The sequence below is a fragment of the Achromobacter sp. 18P8.1.1 genome (assembly GCF_057799415.1).
Window position 1 is genome coordinate 25,579 of record NZ_JBYOKH010000029.1, and the last position, 17,773, is coordinate 43,351.

Annotated in this window: 16 protein-coding genes; 7 read left to right on the forward strand and 9 right to left on the reverse strand. The window is 67.2% G+C overall.

Going from position 1 to position 17,773, the window contains the following annotated elements:
- Positions 1-250: 250 nt before the first annotated feature.
- The 7 genes from AC27VE_RS18680 (at position 251) to pdxR (ending at position 7,602) form a co-directional block, all read left to right on the forward strand.
- Positions 251-1,672: a cache domain-containing protein gene (locus AC27VE_RS18680; protein WP_006223340.1), complete on the forward strand. Its 1,422-nt coding sequence runs from the start codon at positions 251-253 to the stop codon at positions 1,670-1,672.
- The gene (locus AC27VE_RS18685; RefSeq protein ID WP_315130930.1) at positions 1,669-2,325 is read left to right on the forward strand and encodes a response regulator; all 657 of its coding nucleotides are present in this window, start codon (positions 1,669-1,671) and stop codon (positions 2,323-2,325) included. Before AC27VE_RS18680 ends, AC27VE_RS18685 begins: the two co-directional genes overlap by 4 nt.
- Before the next feature lie 125 nt (positions 2,326-2,450).
- Positions 2,451-2,996, forward strand: coding sequence for a GTP cyclohydrolase I FolE (gene folE / locus AC27VE_RS18690; protein WP_006223342.1), 546 nt, complete (start codon positions 2,451-2,453; stop codon positions 2,994-2,996).
- A 228-nt stretch (positions 2,997-3,224) separates the two neighbouring features.
- Positions 3,225-4,253 (forward strand): taurine ABC transporter substrate-binding protein, encoded by a 1,029-nt coding sequence (gene tauA / locus AC27VE_RS18695; protein ID WP_088588276.1) that lies wholly within the window; start codon positions 3,225-3,227, stop codon positions 4,251-4,253.
- A 30-nt stretch (positions 4,254-4,283) separates the two neighbouring features.
- Entirely contained in the window at positions 4,284-5,120 is an 837-nt protein-coding gene (locus AC27VE_RS18700) for a taurine ABC transporter ATP-binding protein (RefSeq protein WP_006223344.1), read from the forward strand.
- Positions 5,113-5,940: an ABC transporter permease subunit gene (locus AC27VE_RS18705; RefSeq protein ID WP_035212592.1), complete on the forward strand. Its 828-nt coding sequence runs from the start codon at positions 5,113-5,115 to the stop codon at positions 5,938-5,940. Before AC27VE_RS18700 ends, AC27VE_RS18705 begins: the two co-directional genes overlap by 8 nt.
- 123 nt (positions 5,941-6,063) lie before the next feature.
- Complete coding sequence (pdxR, locus tag AC27VE_RS18710; protein WP_280027387.1) at positions 6,064-7,602, forward strand: MocR-like pyridoxine biosynthesis transcription factor PdxR; 1,539 nt, start codon at positions 6,064-6,066, stop codon at positions 7,600-7,602.
- Positions 7,603-7,648: 46 nt separating this feature from the next.
- Here the strand turns inward: pdxR and AC27VE_RS18715 are convergent, their stop codons facing one another.
- The 9 genes from AC27VE_RS18715 to AC27VE_RS18755 all read right to left on the reverse strand — a co-directional run bounded on the left by AC27VE_RS18715 (position 7,649) and on the right by AC27VE_RS18755 (position 17,769).
- A complete protein-coding gene (locus tag AC27VE_RS18715; protein ID WP_488704667.1) occupies positions 7,649-9,064 on the reverse strand; it encodes an NAD(P)/FAD-dependent oxidoreductase in 1,416 nt (471 codons plus the stop codon).
- 70 nt (positions 9,065-9,134) lie between these two features.
- On the reverse strand, positions 9,135-9,527 hold the full coding sequence (locus AC27VE_RS18720) for a nuclear transport factor 2 family protein (RefSeq protein ID WP_488704668.1): 393 nt from the start codon (positions 9,525-9,527) through the stop codon (positions 9,135-9,137).
- 110 nt (positions 9,528-9,637) lie between these two features.
- Complete coding sequence (locus tag AC27VE_RS18725) at positions 9,638-10,612, reverse strand: CobW family GTP-binding protein (RefSeq protein ID WP_488704669.1); 975 nt, start codon at positions 10,610-10,612, stop codon at positions 9,638-9,640.
- A gap of 1 nt (position 10,613) precedes the next feature.
- The gene (locus AC27VE_RS18730) at positions 10,614-12,269 is read right to left on the reverse strand and encodes an amidohydrolase (RefSeq protein ID WP_427959634.1); all 1,656 of its coding nucleotides are present in this window, start codon (positions 12,267-12,269) and stop codon (positions 10,614-10,616) included.
- Positions 12,270-12,294: 25 nt separating this feature from the next.
- Positions 12,295-13,320 carry an ABC transporter ATP-binding protein gene (locus AC27VE_RS18735; protein WP_488704670.1) on the reverse strand — a complete coding sequence of 342 codons (1,026 nt, stop codon included), beginning with the start codon at positions 13,318-13,320 and terminating at the stop codon, positions 12,295-12,297.
- On the reverse strand, positions 13,317-14,315 hold the full coding sequence (locus AC27VE_RS18740; protein ID WP_488704671.1) for an ABC transporter ATP-binding protein: 999 nt from the start codon (positions 14,313-14,315) through the stop codon (positions 13,317-13,319). Before AC27VE_RS18740 ends, AC27VE_RS18735 begins: the two co-directional genes overlap by 4 nt.
- Entirely contained in the window at positions 14,312-15,214 is a 903-nt protein-coding gene (locus AC27VE_RS18745; protein WP_488704672.1) for an ABC transporter permease, read from the reverse strand. Before AC27VE_RS18745 ends, AC27VE_RS18740 begins: the two co-directional genes overlap by 4 nt.
- A complete protein-coding gene (locus tag AC27VE_RS18750) occupies positions 15,211-16,179 on the reverse strand; it encodes an ABC transporter permease (protein ID WP_006223354.1) in 969 nt (322 codons plus the stop codon). The genes AC27VE_RS18745 and AC27VE_RS18750 overlap by 4 nt, the downstream gene beginning before the upstream one ends.
- Positions 16,180-16,191: 12 nt before the next feature.
- Positions 16,192-17,769 (reverse strand): ABC transporter substrate-binding protein, encoded by a 1,578-nt coding sequence (locus AC27VE_RS18755; protein ID WP_488704673.1) that lies wholly within the window; start codon positions 17,767-17,769, stop codon positions 16,192-16,194.
- Positions 17,770-17,773 lie beyond the last annotated feature (4 nt).

Below are 17,773 nucleotides of genomic sequence, written 5' to 3' on the forward strand. Positions count from 1 at the left end.
CAGACTCATTGTTGTGGGGTGGCGGACGCGCACGCGCCCGCACTGCGTCCTGGGGACGCGGGCGTTAGTATTTCGTTTTGCCCCCCTGGCAACAAGCGCGAAACTACGCAAACGAGCTACGTGTTACTACGCAATGCGCCGCAGCATAAATCGCCGGGAATCGTAAAATCCGGTAGGTAAACGGGCCGTTTCCCCGCGGAGCCGGCCGTGATGCATCGCACCAATCGCTATCCGGGTTGAACCCCACAATATGAAGCTGCGCCTGAAAATCCTGCTGCTTGCCGCGGTCCCCCTGCTGGTGGCCGTGGCCGCCATTACCGTGGCTGTCTACGTGCAGGGCCTGCAGCTGGCCCAGCGCGAAAAGCAGGTCGTGGAAAGCGCCTGGCTGGCCAGCAAGGAAAGCGAACTGCGCCACTACGTCAGCCTGGCCTACAGCGCCGTCGCCCCGCTGCAGGCGGCGGGCGACGACGAGGCCTCGCGCCAACGGGCGCTGGAACTGCTGGCGCAAATGGAGTTCGGCCACGACGGCTATTTCTTCGTCTACGACCTGCACGGCAAGAACCTGATGCACCCGCGCCAGCCCGAGCTGGTGGGGCAAGACCTCTGGAACCTGCGCGACACGCGCGGCCAGTCCGTCATCCAGAACCTGCTGACGGCCGCCCGCCGCGGCGGCCAGCAAGGCGAAGTGGTGCACTACCTGTGGGAGAAGCCCTCCACGCACCAGACCGTGGAAAAGCTGGGCTACGTGGTGGTGCTGGACCGCTGGGGCTGGATGCTGGGCACCGGCATCTACCTGGACGACGTGGAACAGGCCCTGGTGCGCATCGACGCCGCCGCGCAGGCCAACATCCGCAGCATGTTCGCCTGGGTGGCGGGCATTGCGGCCGTTTCCATCCTGGGGGTGGCGGCTTGCGGCCTGGCGCTGAACATCAGCGATCACCGGCAATCCGACGCCAAGCTGCGGCTGATGGCCCAGCAACTGGTGCGCTCGCAGGAAGACGAACGCGCCCGGCTGTCGCGCGAACTGCACGACGGCATCAGCCAGGTGCTGGTGTCCATCAAGCTGTCGTTGGAAGCCGCGCGGGAACGGCTGCGGCAATCGTTGCCGGAACAACCGCAGGCGCTGGCCCACATCGACCGCCCGCTGGGCGGCGCACTGGACCGCCTGAACAGCGCCGTGGGCGAAGTGCGCCGCATCTCGCACAACCTGCGCCCCACGCTGTTGGACGACCTGGGCCTGCCCGCCGCGCTGGAACACCTGGGACGGGAATTCGCCATTCCCAGCACGGACGGGGCGCCGCCCTTGGCCGTGCGCCTGCGCACCACCGGGCGCCCGGTCAAGCTGCCCGACGCCTACGCCACGGCGCTGTTCCGCGTCACCCAGGAAGCCCTGACCAACGTGATGCGCCATGCGGGCGCCACCCGCGCCGACATGACGCTGGCCTACAGCGCGCACGACCTGCGCCTGACGATTTCAGACGACGGCCGCGGCTTTGACTTCGCCGCGGTCCAGCAAGACCCCCGGCGCGGCATCGGCCTGCGCAACATGCGGGAACGCATGAGCGCGCTATCCGGTAACCTGAGCTTCCATTCCACCGCCCAAGGCACCACCTTGCAGGCCTGGCTGCCCCTGCCGGGCGCGGCTGCCCCTACCGCGACGACCCAAGCATGACCGACACCCCCGACGCCATCCGACTCCTGCTGGTCGACGACCACCCCCTGGTGCGCGACGGCCTGCGCCTGCGCCTGGAAACCGTGCCGCGCCTGCGCGTGGTGGGCGAAGCCGGCAATGCGCAGGCGGCGCTGGCCTTCCTGGCCGCGTGCCTGGCGCAAGACCCCCAGGGCGACACCCTGCCCCATCTGGTGCTGATGGACCTGAACATGCCGGGCGTGGGCGGACTGGAGCTGACGGCCCTGCTGCACGAGCGCTATCCGCAGATCGCAGTGCTGGTGCTGTCCATGCACGACAACCCCGAGTACATGGTGCAGGCGGTGAAGGCCGGCGCCCGGGGCTATCTGCTGAAGGACGAGCCCGCGGAAGAAATCGTCACCGCCATCGGCGCCGTCGTCGCGGGCCGCAGCTATTTCAGCGCGGCCGCCGCCGTGCGCCTGTCGCAGGCCAGCGCCCCCGCCACCCTGCTGACGCAGCGCGAACGCGACGTGCTGCGCCACATCGCCGACGGCCAGGCGAACAAGCAGATCGCCCTGGCGCTGGGCCTGTCCGTGCGCACGGTCGAGACCCACCGGCTGAACATCAAGCGCAAGCTGGGCATCGACGGGCAGGCCGAACTGATCAAGTACGCCGTGGAGAACCGAGGCGTCTGACGCCCCGAAGTTCGACCCGGGCGCCTGACCCGCCGCCCCGGCTGCGGTAGACTTGCCTGCATTCCGGCGTCCCGACGCCACACGACACAACGCCACGACGAGCGCGCTGCCCCAGGAGTCCCCCCATGTCATTGGAAAAGAACTACACCGCCATTCTCGAAGCACTAGGGGAAGACCCGTCCCGCGAAGGGCTGGCCGATACGCCCGCCCGCGCGGCCAAGGCCATGCGCCACCTGTGCCGCGGCTACAGCCAGAACCTGGACGAAATCGTCAACGGCGCGCTGTTCACCTCCGACACCCGCGAAATCGTGCTGGTCAAGAACATCGAGCTGTACTCGCTGTGCGAGCATCACATGCTGCCCTTCATCGGCAAGGCGCACGTGGCCTACCTGCCGGCCGGCCGCGTCCTGGGCTTGTCCAAGGTCGCCCGCATCGTCGAGATGTATGCCCGCCGCCTGCAGATCCAGGAAAATCTCAGCCGCCAGATCGCCGAGGCCGTCCAGACCGTCACCGGCGCGGCCGGCGTGGGCGTCGTCATCGAAGCCCAGCACATGTGCATGATGATGCGCGGCGTGGAAAAGCAGAACTCGTCCATGGTCACGTCCGTGATGCTGGGCGAATTCCACGACAACCCGTCGACCCGGGCCGAATTCCTGAGCCTCATCCGATAGCAGGACACGCCCCCCTCTTTTGGGGCATATCGCGGGCCCGCCCGCTGCGACGACGATGCCAGACATGGCAGCGCCGGCGCGGCAGGCGGGCCCCGCCGCTTTGGGCTCCCGGCTTTTGGCTCCTACTGATCCAGGCATCTGGCCCTAGCGTTCTGGTCCCATCCGGGCAAACTGACATCCAGCAAGCCGGCCGCGCCGGGGCGCGGCCGATCCCTCCCGGAGACCACCATGAACGCGATATTCCGCCACATCCGCCGCTGCACCCTTGCCGGCCTGGCCGCCGCGCTGCTGGCCGCACCCGCTTATGCCCAGACCAAGCTGGTGGTCGGATATCAGCTGATCGTGGGCCCGTTCCTGTCCGCCATCGCGGACGGCAGTTTCGATTCCGCATTGAAGGAAGCCGGCTACCAGGTCGACTGGCGGCAGTTCACGTCCGGCGGTGACATCTCCACGGCGCTAGCCTCCGGCAATGTTCCGGTCGGCGTCCTGGGGTCCACCGGCATCACCTCGGCCGCCACCCGGGGCGTGGACATGCAGCTGTTCTGGGTCCTGGACAACATCGGCAAGTCCGAAGCGCTGGTCGCGCGCAACGGCTCCGGCATCAACAGCACCGCCGACCTGAAGGGCAAGCGCGTCGCCACCCCCTTCGTATCGACCTCCCACTTCCACCTGCTGGTCGGGCTGGAGCAGGTGTGGAAGATTTCGCCGCGCGACGTGCGCATCCTGAACATGCAGCCGCCGCAGATCGTGGCCGCCTGGCAGCGCGGCGACATCGACGCCGCCTATGTCTGGCCGCCCGCGCTGACGGAAATCGCCAAGAGCGGCAAGATCATCGCCGATTCCCAGCAGATCGGGGCGGCCAGCGTGCCCACCTTCGACGGCATCGTGGTCGACCGCGCCTGGGCCGCCAAGAACCCCAAGTTCATGGCCGCCTTCACCGGCGTGCTGGCCAAGTCCTACGCCGACTACCGCGCCAACGGCGCCAAGTGGACGGCCGAGTCCCCGCAGGTCAAGGGCATCGTGCGCCTGATCGGCGGCAAGCCCGACGACGTGGTTGAAGCGCTGGGCCTGTTGGTGTTCCCCACCGCGCAGGAACAGGCCTCGAACGAATGGCTGGGCGGCGGCAAGGAGTCAGGTGCGGCGCGGGCCTTCGCGGCCAGCGCCACCTTTCTGAAGGACCAGAAGCAGATCGACCGCGCTTTGACCGACTACAGCCCGCACGTCACGGACCAATACGCGAAGGCCGCGGCCAAATAAACGGCCCGGCGCGCTACAAGGGGAGCCCGCATGACCATGCCGTCCACCTCCACCGCGCAGCGGCTCTGCGCGGAACAAGTCAGCGTCACCTATCCCGGCCTGCACGACAGCGGGCCGGTGGTTGCGCTGCAAAACGTCAACCTGACCATCCAGCCGGGCGAATTCGTCGTCGCGCTGGGCGCCTCGGGCTGCGGCAAGACCACCTTGCTCAGCCTGCTGGCCGGGTTCCTGTCACCTACCGAGGGGGAAATCACGCTGGGGGGCCGCCCCATCGTGGGGCCGGGCGCCGACCGCGGCGTCGTCTTCCAGAAGCACGCCCTGCTGCCCTGGCTGAACGTACTGGAGAACACGGAATTCGGCCTGAAGCTGCAGGGCGTGGACAAGGCAACGCGACGCGCCCGGGCCCGCCGTAACCTGGAACTGGTGGGGCTGCAGGACTTCCATCGCCACATGATCTATCAGCTGTCGGGCGGCATGCAGCAACGCGTGGGCATCGCGCGCGCGCTGACCTGCGACCCCGCCATGCTGCTGATGGACGAGCCGATGGCGGCGCTGGACGCCCTGACGCGCGAAACCATCCAGGAACTGCTGCTGGATATCTGGCGCCAGACCAGCAAGATGTTCTTCTTCATCACCCACAGCGTGGAAGAGGCGCTCTTCCTGGGTTCGCGGCTGATCGTCATGTCGCCCCGCCCGGGCCGCATCACGCACACCTTCACGCCGGACTTCAACCGGCGCTACCTGGAGACTCGCGATGGACGTGGCATCAAATCCAGTCCCGACTTCATCGCCATGCGCGAAGAAGTCCTTGGCATCATCTACGGCGACGAGCGCGCCGCCGCCTCGCCCGAAGCCGTCCATGTCTAGGAACCGGTCGGGGCACAAGCCCGCGACGCCCGGGATGGTCTACGGCGCCCCGGGCGCGGGCTACAGCGGGCACATCAGCCTGTTGACCAGCCTGGCATTGATCGCCCTGTGGTTCCTGGTGACCAGTGCAGGCTGGGTGCGGCCGCTGTTCCTGCCGTCCCCCATTGCGGTCTACGACAAGTTCGTCTCGGCCATGACGGACGGTGTTGCCAATTCCACCCTGGCCGAGCATGCCCTGGCCAGCCTGACGCGCGTCTTCAGCGCGTTCTTCCTGGCCTGCCTGACGGCGATTCCCGTGGGCATCCTGATGGGCGTGAACCGCTATGCGCGCGGCATCTTCGACCCGCCCATCGAGTTCTACCGCCCGCTGCCGCCGCTGGCCTACCTGCCGCTGATCATCATCTGGTTCGGCATCGGCGAATTCCCGAAGATCCTGCTGATCTACCTGGCCATCTTCGCACCCATGGCGATCGCCGCGCGGGCCGGCGTGCGCTCGGTCTCTATCGAGCAGATCCATGCCGCCTACGCGATGGGCGGCACGCGGATGCAGATCGTCTGGCACGTGATCCTGAAGGCAGCCATGCCCGAAATCTTCACGGGCATGCGCATCGGCATCGGGGTGGGATGGACCACGCTGGTCGCAGCCGAAATGGTGGCCGCCGACCGGGGCCTGGGCTTCATGGTATTGAACGCCGCCCAGTTCCTGGCCAGCGACACCGTCATCATGGGCATCATCGTGATCGGCGTGTTCGCCTTTGCCTTCGACCTGCTGGTGCGCTACCTGGAGAAATTCGCCATCCCCTGGAAGGGACGCATCTAGGACGTTTTCCAACAGGGCAATCCCCCATTTCTTCCCCCTGGCCGCTCCTCTATCCTGAGGCACAGATCCGGACCCCGCCCGCAGCGTGCGGCGGGGTCCGCATCGCCGTCACAAGGAGCCGTCATGTCCAGCCAGGCCTCGATGCTCAAGCCTGTGTTGTGGGAACGCCTGTTCGAAAGGGAAAGCGCACCCAACCTCAGCCTGCAGGGCCGGGTGCGCCAAATGCTGGTGTCGGCCATCCTCAGCGGCCATCTGCCGCCCGGCATGCCAGTGCCCTCCAGCCGGCAACTGGCCGATCAACTGCACATCGCCCGCAATACGGTCGTGTTCGCCTACCAGCAACTGGTCAGCGAAGGGTATCTGGTGTCGCGCGAACGCAGCGGCCACTTCGTCTGCGATTCCGTCATGCAAGGGCATTCCGGTTCGGCCGCGGATGCCGCGCACGCGGCGCCGCCGGATACCGTGCCGGACCCGCAGCGCGTGCGTTGGGACGAACGGCTGCGCTTCCGCCCGTCGCGGCAACGCAATATCACCAAGCCGCAAGACTGGCAGAAGCAGCCCTACCCCTTCGTGTACGGCCAGTTCGACCCCGACCTCTTTCCCACCGCCGAGTGGCGCGAGTGCTGCATCAAGGCCCTGTCCGTGCTGGATATCCGCAGCTGGGCGCCCGACCTCATCACGCACGATGACCCGACGCTGATCGAACAGATCCGCACCCAGGTGCTGCCCCGCCGGGGCGTCTGGGCCGACGCCGAGGAAATCGTCATCACCGTGGGCGCGCAACACGCCCTCTACCTGCTGGCTGATCTGCTGGTCAACGACGACACCGTGGTCGGCATGGAAGACCCCGGTTACCCCGACGCCCGCAACATCTTCGCCAGCCACACGCGCAACCTGCTGCCGCTGCCGGTGGACGAACGCGGCCTGTGCACGGGCACGCACCTCTTGGGCTGCGACTACGTCTTCGTCACGCCCGGCCATCAATGTCCCACCACGGTCACGCTGGCGATGGAGCGCCGGGAAAACCTGCTGGCGCTGGCGCGCCAGGCCGACAGCATGATCATCGAGGACGACTTCGAAAGCGAAAGCCGCTGGGGCGAAGGCGCCATTCCGGCACTGAAAAGCCTGGACCGCGACGGCCGCGTCATTTACGTCGGCAGCCTGGCCAAGTCGTTCGCGCCGGGCCTGCGCATTGGCTACATCGTCGCGCCGCGCGAACTGACGCGCGAACTGCGGGCGTTGCGCCGGCTGATGCTGCGCCACCCATCCGCCTATATCCAGCGCGCCTTCTCGCTGTTCATTTCGCTGGGCCATCACCATTCGCTGCTGCGCAAACAATCGCAGGCCTACCAGAAGCGCGGCGCCGAGCTTGCCCAGGCGCTGGCCCGGCACCTGCCCGACTTCAAGGCGATCCCCATCACAGGTTCTTCGTCCTGCTGGCTGGCCGGGCCGCCCTGGCTGGACGCCGCCGAATTGTCCGAGGCCGCGCTGGCCGAAGGCGTCGTCGTCGAACCCGGCAACGTGTTCTTCATGAACGGCACGGAGGCGCCCCGCAACTACCTGCGCGTGGGCTTCACGTCGATCCGGCCCGAACATATCGGGCCGGGCATCGAAAAGCTGGCGCAGGTAGTGCGCCGCTACCGCATGCGGGCGGCGGCGTAGAGGCTGACTTCGGGGCCTGCCTCCTGGTCTGGGCTGCAATGCCCGGCTACAGGTGTTCGTCCCGCAGGTGGTACCAGCGGTACAGCAAGCCCTGCCCGATCCGCCGGAACGGTGCGAACAAGTGCCCCGGCAACGGCGAATCGTAGATGGGCAGATCCCAGGCGAGCCCGTCCTTGCCCATCATTCGTTCGGCCAGGCGCTTACCCGCGTGCGCCGAGAACGCCACGCCGTTGCCGCCGTACCCGAACGCGTAGTACACCGGCAGCGCGGCATCCGGCTGGGTCACGCGCGGCATCATGTCGTGGCTGACGTCCACCCAGCCCCACCAGGAATAGGCCACGTCCACGCCCCGCAGCGACGGAAACTTGCGCGCCAGTCCTTCGCGCAGCAGCGCCAGATGCCTGGGGTGCTGCGCATCGGCGCCGCGCAAGGCGCTACGGCTGCCGATCTGCATGCGGCCGTCCGGCAGCAGGCGGTAGTAGAAGCGCAAGGTGCGCGTATCGGTGATGAACACGGTGCTTTTCAATCCCGCCGCCTCGCGTTCGGCGGGCGACAGCACACGCGTGACCAGCGAATTCGACAGCACCGGCATGATGCGGTTGTCCAGCAACGGGTTCACGCCCTGGGCGGTATAGCCACCGGTCGCGAACGCCACGCGGCGCGCCCGCACCACGCCGCCCGGGGTCTCCAGCAGGATCACGCCGTTTTCCACACGCCAGCCCAGCACCGGACTTGACGGGTGCACGCGCACGCCCAGGGCCCGCGCCTGACGCAGATAGCCGTATGCCAACTTCAGCGGGTGCACGCCCACGCCGTCGGGCTCGTGCATGGCGCCGACCGCTTCGTGGTCGTCGACATAACGCTCGCGCAGTTCCGCCTTGCTGAGCATCTTCGCGTCGTAACCGAACACCTCGCGCATCACGCGGGCCTCGTTCTGCAGAAAGCCCATCTTCTTCTGGCGGTGCGCCGTGTATAGATGCCCGCCCGGCTGCGCATCGCAATCCACCTGCGTGACCAGGCTCTTCCAGTATTCGAAGCCTTCGCGAATCTCCGCGTCCAGGCGGCGGGCGGTATCCAGCCCCCAGCGCGCAATCCACTGCGACCGGTACAGACGCCCCGACGCGTTCTGCCCCTGACCGCCGTTGCGGCTGGTGCAGCCCCACACGACGCGGTTGGCTTCCAGCACCAGGGCGCGCACGCCGAAGTCGCGCGCCAAGGTCAGCGCCGCCGACAGGCCGGTGAAGCCCGACCCCACGATCACCATGTCGGCGTCGACGTCGCCCTGGATGGGGCCGTCGTCCTCCGGCGGTTCGCCGGCGCTGGCGACCCAGTACGTAGGCGCGTAGTCCTGCCCCCGGCCGGGCGGCGACACCAGGGGGTCATAGGTCGGGTTGTAGGCGTTGGCCCCTGGGGTGGCCGCGCGGGGCGGGCGGGAGGTGTCGAAGGGCATTTGGGTATCCATGCTTCGAATCCGAGTCCTGGGTGTGTCCGGGAAAGTGCCGGGGGGTGTCCGAGGCGAGACGGGCCGGGCCTCAGGCACGGGCCGGCAGCGCCGGGCGCTGCTTGCGGAATGCGTTCTTCACGCGGATCTTGCCGTCCTGGAACGTGAAGACATCGACCATGTCGGCCTCCACCCGCGAGCCGTCCGCGGCGGTACCGGTGAACGTGCATTCGGACACGCCGCGGTCGCCTGCCACCCAATGCCGGCCGTTGTTCCATTGCGCGTCGGGAAAGTTCTTCCACGCCGCAGCGAACGCGGCGCGGACCGCCTCTGTTCCGGTGTGCCGGCTGCCGCAGGCCTCGGGGCCGCCCACGGTCTCGAACACGCAGTCCTCGCTCATGAAGCTCATCAAGGCATCGATATCGTGGCGGTTCCAGGCGGCCGCGAATTCGGCCAGCATTTCCACGGTGACGGTCTTGTGCATTGCCAACCCTCCGATAGACGCCGGCGCGGCATGCGCCCGCGTACAGGATCCAAGGTAAGTGAGCGGTCCCGCAGGGTCTAGAACCAGAAAAGGGAAATCGCTTGCACCAGTCATGACGCCGTGGCGGGCGCAAGCATCGCGGACACTTGCCGCGGATCGATCGCGTCGCGCAAGCCGATGAACACCAGCCCGGTCGCGCCCAATCCATCGGGCGGCGCGGACTGCATGTCGTAGCGCACGCGGCGGCCCGCCCATTGCACCAGCACCAGGCCGTGCCGGTCAGTGCGGACCCATCCCTTGGCCCTCAACAGTTGACGGGGCATTTGCCGCAACTGCCCCGCCAAGTGGTCGGCATTCAGCGTACCGGGCGCTTCCCAGAGCCAGCTTTGGAAGGGATGGTCGGGGTCCTGCCCAGGCATCGCGCCGCGATGCCCGGCGTGGTCGCAGCCCGCATGCCCACACGCGTGGACAGACGCGCCCGGCATCGCCTCGCCCGACAGATAGCGCAGGTCGACGCGCCCTTCCCGCGCGGCAATCATGGCCGCGCCCTGCGTCACGTCCTTCAGCCACCCCTGCACCTCGGCCAGCGCTTGCGGCGTCGCCAGGTCTGTCTTGTTCAGCACCAGCAGATCGGCCGCCTTCAACTGCCGCGCCACGGTATCGCTCAGCAAGTGATCGGCGGCCAACGCCCGTACGTTCGCCACATCCACCAACACCACAACGCCTTCCAGTTGCAGCAAGGGGTCGCACATGCCCACCTGCGCGATCCGCGAGGGGTCCGACACGCCGCTGGCCTCGATGACGATCCATTCCGGCAGCGGGTCCAGCGTCAACACACGCGCCAGCGCATCATCCAGGCCACCAGCCATCGAGCAGCACACGCAGCCGTTGGCCAGGCGGATCACCGCGTCCGCGCGTTGCGCGACGATACCCGCGTCGATATCGATCGGCCCGAAGTCATTGACCAGCACCGCCGCCCGGCGGCGGCTGGTGCTCAGCACATGGTTAAGCAGGGTCGTCTTGCCCGCGCCCAGAAAGCCGCCGACGACCGTCAGCGGAATGCGCGCCGCGCCGGTGGCGGCCATCTCAGGCGCCTTCCAGCGCCAACGGCCGTCCGCCGACGACGGTTCCCAGCACGGCGACGTCCTTCAACCGGTCGGCGGGCACCGTCGTGGGATCGTCTTCCAGCACGCAGAAGTCGGCGTACTTGCCCACCTCGATGGAGCCGACCAGATGGTCCATGTGCAAGGTATAGGCCGCGCCCAGCGTGACGGCATGCAGCGCCGCATCCACGCTGATCCGCTCGGACTCGCCCAGAATGCGGCCCGAGGCCGTTTGGCGGTTGACCGCGCACCAGGCGGTAAACAAAGGTCCAAGCGGCGTGATCGGCGCATCGGAGTGGATCGAGAACGGGACCCCCGCGCGCGCCGCCGACGCGCAGGCGTCCATGCGGTTGGCGCGGTCGGGGCCCATGGTAAGCGCGTAATGGGCGTCGCCCCAGTAGTAGAGATGGTTGGCGAACAGGTTGGCGCACATGCCCAGGCTGGCCATTTTCCGGAACTGCGCCGCATCGGCCATCTGGCAGTGCTGCAACGTGTGGCGGTGGTCCCGGCGCGGCGTGCGGCGCAGGGCAAGGTCCACGGCCTCGATCGCACGTTGCGTGGCTTCATCGCCGTTGGTGTGGATGTGCAATTGCACGCCGGCATCGTGATAGGCCTGCACGGTTGCGTCGAGCTCGGCGGGCGCGATGACCCAGATGCCGTTGGGGGCTCCGTTGTAATAGCCGGGCCAGCGCACCCGGGCGGTGAAGCCCTGGATCGATCCGTCCACCACCAGCTTGACCATGCCCAGGTGCAGCTTGTCGTGATTCAAGCGCTTGGCGGCTGCCAGTTTTTCCAGGCAGCGCGCGGGATCACCGGCATACGTCAGCGCCGAGGCGGCGGGCACGATGCGCACGGGATAGTCGGGTTCGGCCGTGATGCGCGCCAAGGTCGCCACGCCCTCGTCGCCCAGTTCGTTGACCAGGTCCGTGGCGGTGGTCACGCCCGCCCATTGCGCCACCTTGCCAAACATGCGCAGCCCGTCTTCCGACAGCCCAACCGTGCGGAATGGGCTGCCGATCAGGCGCATGACCGGAAACATGGCCGCAAATTCGCACAGCTCGCCGCTGGGCTGGCCGTCTTCCATCCGCGTGACGCCTTCGATGTCGGTATCGCGGTCGATGCCGGCCCGGGCCAGCATCGGCGTGTTCACGTTCATCAGGTGCATGCTGGCGTGCATGACAACGACGGGGCGCGCCGCGGACACACGATCCAGATGCTGGACGCCCATGCGCTGGCCGTCGAAGAAGATGGGATCGAAGCCCCAACCGATCAGGGTTTCTCCCGCCGGCAGGCTGCGTTCGGCCTCGCGCAGCCTGTCGGCCACCGCATCGAAACTTTTCAGGCCTTCCCAAAGGCGGCCATCGGGCCCCCGGCGATCGTAAAAGCCCACGTACACGAATTTCCACATGCCGCCTTCCGGCAGATGGCAATGCCCTTCCACCAGGCCGGGCATCAGCACCTTGCCGGCATACCGGTCGTCCACGTCCGCCGGCCCCCAGCCTGCCAGGTCTTCCCTGCTGCCCACGCCCAGGATGCGGCCGTCCCGCACCGCGACGTGGGTGGCACGCGGCTGGGCCGGGTTCATGGTCAGGATGCTGCGGGCGGCGTAGATTGTCGTCTTGCCTTCAGGCCGGGTCATCGAGAGTTCCTTGTGACGGTTGGATTCAGCCCTGCAACGGCGCCACCACGGCGCCGTCGCGGACCTCTACGAAATGGCAGGCAACGCGGTGGCCCGGCACGATTTCGCGCAGTTCGGGCTCGCGCGTCGAACAGGCGGGCTGCGCGGCCGGGCAACGGCCGGCAAACCGGCAACCCGGCGGCGGGTTCACCGGACTGGGTGGGTCTCCCATCAGCCGCACGCGGCGCGCGGCCGATTCGCGCCCGCCCTTGACGGTCGGTACCGCCGACATTAGCGCCACGCTGTAGGGATGCAGCGGGCGCGTGAAGAAGGCGCGGCGCGAAGCTTGTTCGATGATCTTGCCCAGGTACATCACCGCGATGTCGTCGCAGATGTGCTCGACCACGGCCATGTCGTGCGAAATGAACAGGAACGATTGCCCCTGCTCCCGCTGGATCCGCCGCAGCAGGTTCAGAATCTGCGCGCGGATGGCGATGTCCAGCGCCGACACCGGCTCATCGCACACGATCAGGTCCGGCGCGCTGGCCAGCGCCCGGGCCACGTTCAGGCGCTGCCGTTGCCCACCGGAAAACTGGTGCGGAAACAGTTGGCGCTGTTCTGGCCGCAGACCCACCAGTTCAAACATTTTGGCCACGCGCGCTTCGCGCCCGCCGGGCGGGTCGATGCGCATCAAGTCCAGCGGCGCCCGCACAATGTCTTCGGCGCGCTGGCGCGGGTTCAGTGACGAATACGGATCCTGGAACACCAGCTGCAGCCGGCGTCGCATCTGCCGCAACGAGGCGCCGCCCAGGGCGGTCAGGTCGGTGCCGTCGAAATGGATGGAGCCCGCGGTTGGATCCGCCAGCCGCAGTACGGACAGCGCCGTGGTGGTCTTGCCGGAGCCGGACTCGCCCACGATCGCCAACGTGCGGCCACGCGCCAGGTCGAACGACACGCCGTCCACCGCCTTGACCACGACCGGCTTGCCATCGGCGCCCTTGCCCCCCACGGGAAAGTGCACGGCCAGGTTCCGGACGGACAGCAATGCGGGAACATGCAGCTGCGGCGTCATGCGGCCTCCTGATAGAGCCAACAGGCCACGTCCTGGCCCTCGTCCACGTGCACCAAGGGCGGGAATTCACTGCGGCAACGCGCAAGCGACCGGGTGCAGCGGTCCAGAAAGGGGCACCCCACGCCGCGGTCCCAGACCGAGGGCACCACGCCCGGTATCTCGGGCAGGTCCGGCCGGATATCGTCGGGTTCCCGGTCCAGTTCGGGCAGGCAGGCGATCAGCCCCTGTGTGTAGGGATGGCGGGGATGCGCCAGGATCTGCCGCACGCCGCCCTGCTCCACAACCCGCCCGCCGTACATCACGACGACGCGATCGGCCATTTCCGACACTGCGCCCATGTCGTGCGTGATCAGCAGAACGGCAGTGCCGCGCCGAGCCTGCTGCTCGCGCAGCAGGTCGAAGATCTGCGCCTGGACGGTAACGTCCAGCGCCGTGGTCGGTTCGTCGGCGATCAGCACGTCGGGATCGCAGGCCAGCGCGATGGCGATCATCACCCGTTGGCGCATGCCGCCGGACATCTGATGCGGGTAGTCGTCCACGCGCCGCTCGGCGACCGGGATGCCCACCGACTTCAGCATGTCGATGGCGCGCGCGCGGGCGTCGGCGCGGCTTAGGCCCTGGTGCAGCCGCAAAGGCTCCGCAATCTGGTCGCCCACCGTGTACACGGGATTCAGCGCCGTCATGGGTTCCTGGAAGATCATCGAAATCTTGTTGCCGCGCACCCGCCGCATGGCCTCGTCGTCGTGCAACGCCAGGTCCGCGCCCGACAAACGAACGCGGCCGGCGCCGATCCGCCCCAGCGCCGGGATCAGCCGCATGATGGCCAGCGCCGTCATGCTTTTGCCACAGCCCGACTCCCCGACCAGGCACAGGGTTTCGCCTGCACGCAACTCGAAGCTGACCTGGCTCAATACCTCCGCCACGCGGCCACGCGAGCGAAACTCCAGGCTGAGCGCCTCGACTTCCAGGGCGGGAACTTCCAGGCGCGCGTTCATGAGCGCCCCCGCGACGTGGGGTTCAATGCGTCGTTCAGTCCATCGCCGATCAGGCTGACGGCCAGCACCGTCAAGAAGATGGCCGCGCCGGGCAGCGTCACCGCCCACCACGCCGTCAGGATGTAGGGGCGGTTACTGCCGATCATCAGCCCCCAGCTCATGATGTTCGGGTCGCCCAGCCCCAGGAACGACAGGCCCGCTTCGAACAGGATCGCCGTGCCGATGGCCAGCGTGGCCGACACGATCAGCGGCGCCAGCGCGTTGGGCAGGATCACGCGCCAGATGATCCGCGCGTCGCCCGCGCCGATCACGCGTTCGGCCAGCACGTATTCCCGCCGTTTCAGGCGCAGGAACTCGCCCCGCGCCAACCGCGCGGTGCCGGTCCAGCTGACCACGCCGATCGCCACCGCGATGGTCGCAAGCGACGGGGTGAACAACGTCACCAGCACCATCGCGAAGAGCAAGGTGGGCAGCACCTGGAAGAATTCAGTGATGCGCATCAGCGTCTCGTCGACCCAGCCGCCGTAGTAGCCCGCCAGCGCGCCGACGGTCAGGCCGATGGCCATCGACAGCACCGCGGCCACCACGCCGACCAGCAAGGTGGCGCGGCCGCCATAGACCATGCCGGTCAGCACGTCGCGCCCCAGGTAATCCGTGCCCAGCAGCATCTCGCCGCCGGGCGGCTCCATGGGCGCGCTGGCGATCTCGAACGGGTCCGCCTGCATCAGCATCGGACCGAAGATCGTCACCGCCAGGATGGCGGCCAGCAACAGCACCCCGAAGACAGCCGACGGATTGCGGACGAACACCCGCAAGGCCTCGTAGGACTGCCGCGCGGGTGCACGCGACGCCGTGGCGGCTACGGCAGGCAGGGGAATCACGGAAGGCGCTTGGCTCATGATGTCTTGATCCGGGGATCGATCAGGCGGTAGGCCAGATCGGTTAGCTGATTCATCACCACCACCAGCAGCGAGGCGAACAGCAGGATGCCCAGCAATGTCGGGTAGTCGCGCCGCAGCACAGAGTCGAACGCCAGCCGCCCCAGCCCGGGCCAATTGAAGACCGTCTCGACGAGGATGGCGCCTGCCAACACGTTGCCGAACTGCAGGCCCAGCATGGTCACCACCGGCAGCACGCCGTTGCGCAAAGCGTGCTTGTACAGGACCGAGCGCTCCGGTAACCCCTTGGCGCGGGCGGTGCGGATGTAGTCGGCGGACAGCGCTTCCATGACGCTGGCGCGCGCCAGGCGGCTGTACTGCGCCAGGTAGACGAACGCCAGCGTGAACGCCGGCAGCGCCAGGTGATGCAGTACGTCCACCACACCCGCCCAGCCGTCCTGCGGCCCACCCGCCGACCGCATGTCCGACACCGGGAAGACCGGCAGCACCGACGCAAACAGGATGATCAAAATGATGCCCGTCCAGAAAACCGGCGCCGAATAGCCCACCACAGACAGCAGCGTGATGCCTTGCGACAGCGGTCCGTTGGGCTTCCTGGCGGCCAGCGTGCCCAGCAGCGTGCCCACGATGAAGGCGCTGAACACCGAGGTCACCACCAGCAGCAGCGTGGCGGGCACGCGATCCCAGATCAGGTGGGCGACGGGTACGTTGAAGAAGTAGGAATAGCCCAGGTCGCCGCGCAGCACCTGCGCCAGGTACAGGCCCAACTGCACCAGAAAGGGCTTGTCCAGTCCGTACTGCGTACGCAACTGAGCCCGCAGGTCTTCGCTGATGCCGCCCATGGAACCGGCGATGGTCTCGACGGGATCGCCGGGCGAAATATGGATCAGCAGGAAATTCAGCGTCACCACGGCCAGCAGCAACAGGCCCGCGTAGGCAAGACGGCGCAAGATGAAACGCAGCATGGCGGCTCCGCCTTATTGCAGGTAGACGTCGTCTAGCGGCGACAACATGCCCCATATCCCCTCGGGCATGCCGTGCACCTTCTTGGACGTCAGCGTGTGGTACGGAATCACCGTCAGGAAATCGATCGGCACGTCTTCGGTCACCAGGCGCTGGAACTCGGCGTATTGCGCGCGGCGCTTCTCCACGTCGGTCTCCATGCCCGCCTGCGCCAGCAGCGCGTCGACCTTCGGGTTGGAGTAGGACTGCGTATTGGTCCAAATGATGTCGCGGATGTTGCTGGACAGGTAGGTGCGGTGCACGCCGATGACCGGGTCTCCCCAGTTGAAGACAATATCGGTCGTCATGTCGAAATCATGGCTGGCGATGCGCTTGGCCCAGGTCGGAAAATCAGGCGATGCGCGCACCTGCACCGCGATGCCCACCTTCTTCAACTGGCTGCGCAGGTACTCGGCCACGTTCTTGCCCTGCACGTCCGAGCCGGGCATGTAGTCCACCGTCAGCGTCATGCGCTCGCCCTTGGCGTCCTTCTTGAAACCGGCCTCCTCCAGCAGTTGCTCCGATTTCTTGAGGTCCAGCGGGTACTTCTTCACGTCCGGCGTGGCGTAGGGGCTGGTGCCCACGATCGGGCCGTCTGCGGGTTTGGCGAACCCCGCGTTCAATGCCTTGGTGATGAAGCCCTTGTCGGTCGCGTAGGCGATGGCTTGGCGCACGCGCACGTCGTTCAAGGGCTTGCGCGCCGTATTGAAGGCCAGCCAGCTCAGCGCACCGATGCCCTCGTAGCCGCGATTGGTCATGACGATGGCGGTATTGTCCTTGGCGCGCCGCAAGATGGTCGGCTCGGTCATGAAGGGCAAGGCCCCGATGTCGCCACGTTCCAGCCCGATCAACAGATTGGTGGCGTCCGGATTGATCTTCACCACGATGCGGTCCAGATACGGCTTGCCCGGCAGGAAGAACTTGTCGAACCGCTCCAGCACGATCTCCTGGCCGGGCTTGAATTCCTTGAACTTGAACGGGCCCGACCCCACTACGTCCGTCGAATTCCGGGGATGCGTCTTGATGTCTTGCCCGTCGTCGTAGATATGCTTGGGCAACACGGGCATCAGCGCCGGCGACAAGGCCAGCAGGATCGCCGGGTGCGGCTGGCTCATGCGCAGCACGGCCGTATAGGGATCGGGCGTCTCGACGGATTGCACGGGCGCAAACATGGTCTGAAACGGGTGATTGTTCTTGACCGCCATGACCGAGAACGCCACGTCTGCGGACGTAATGGGCTTGCCATCATGAAACACGGCGTCTTTGCGCAAATGCAGCGTCAAGGACTTGCCGTCCGGCGCCAATTCCCACGATTCGGCCAGATAGGGTTGCGGCTTCCAGTCCGCGTCGTAACGCAGGGGGCTGGCAAAGAGCTGCGCGCTGGGTAGCGCAGTTGCCGTACCCGATTGCACCGCGCCGTTTAGATGGCGGGGCACCTGCGTCGATCCCACGACCAGCGTGCCGCCGGGCTTGGGCGCATCCGCCGCCACCGCCCCGCCCGCCATCGCCATCACCGCCAGAATCGTTGCCAAGCCTTGTCGTGCGCTGCGCATGATT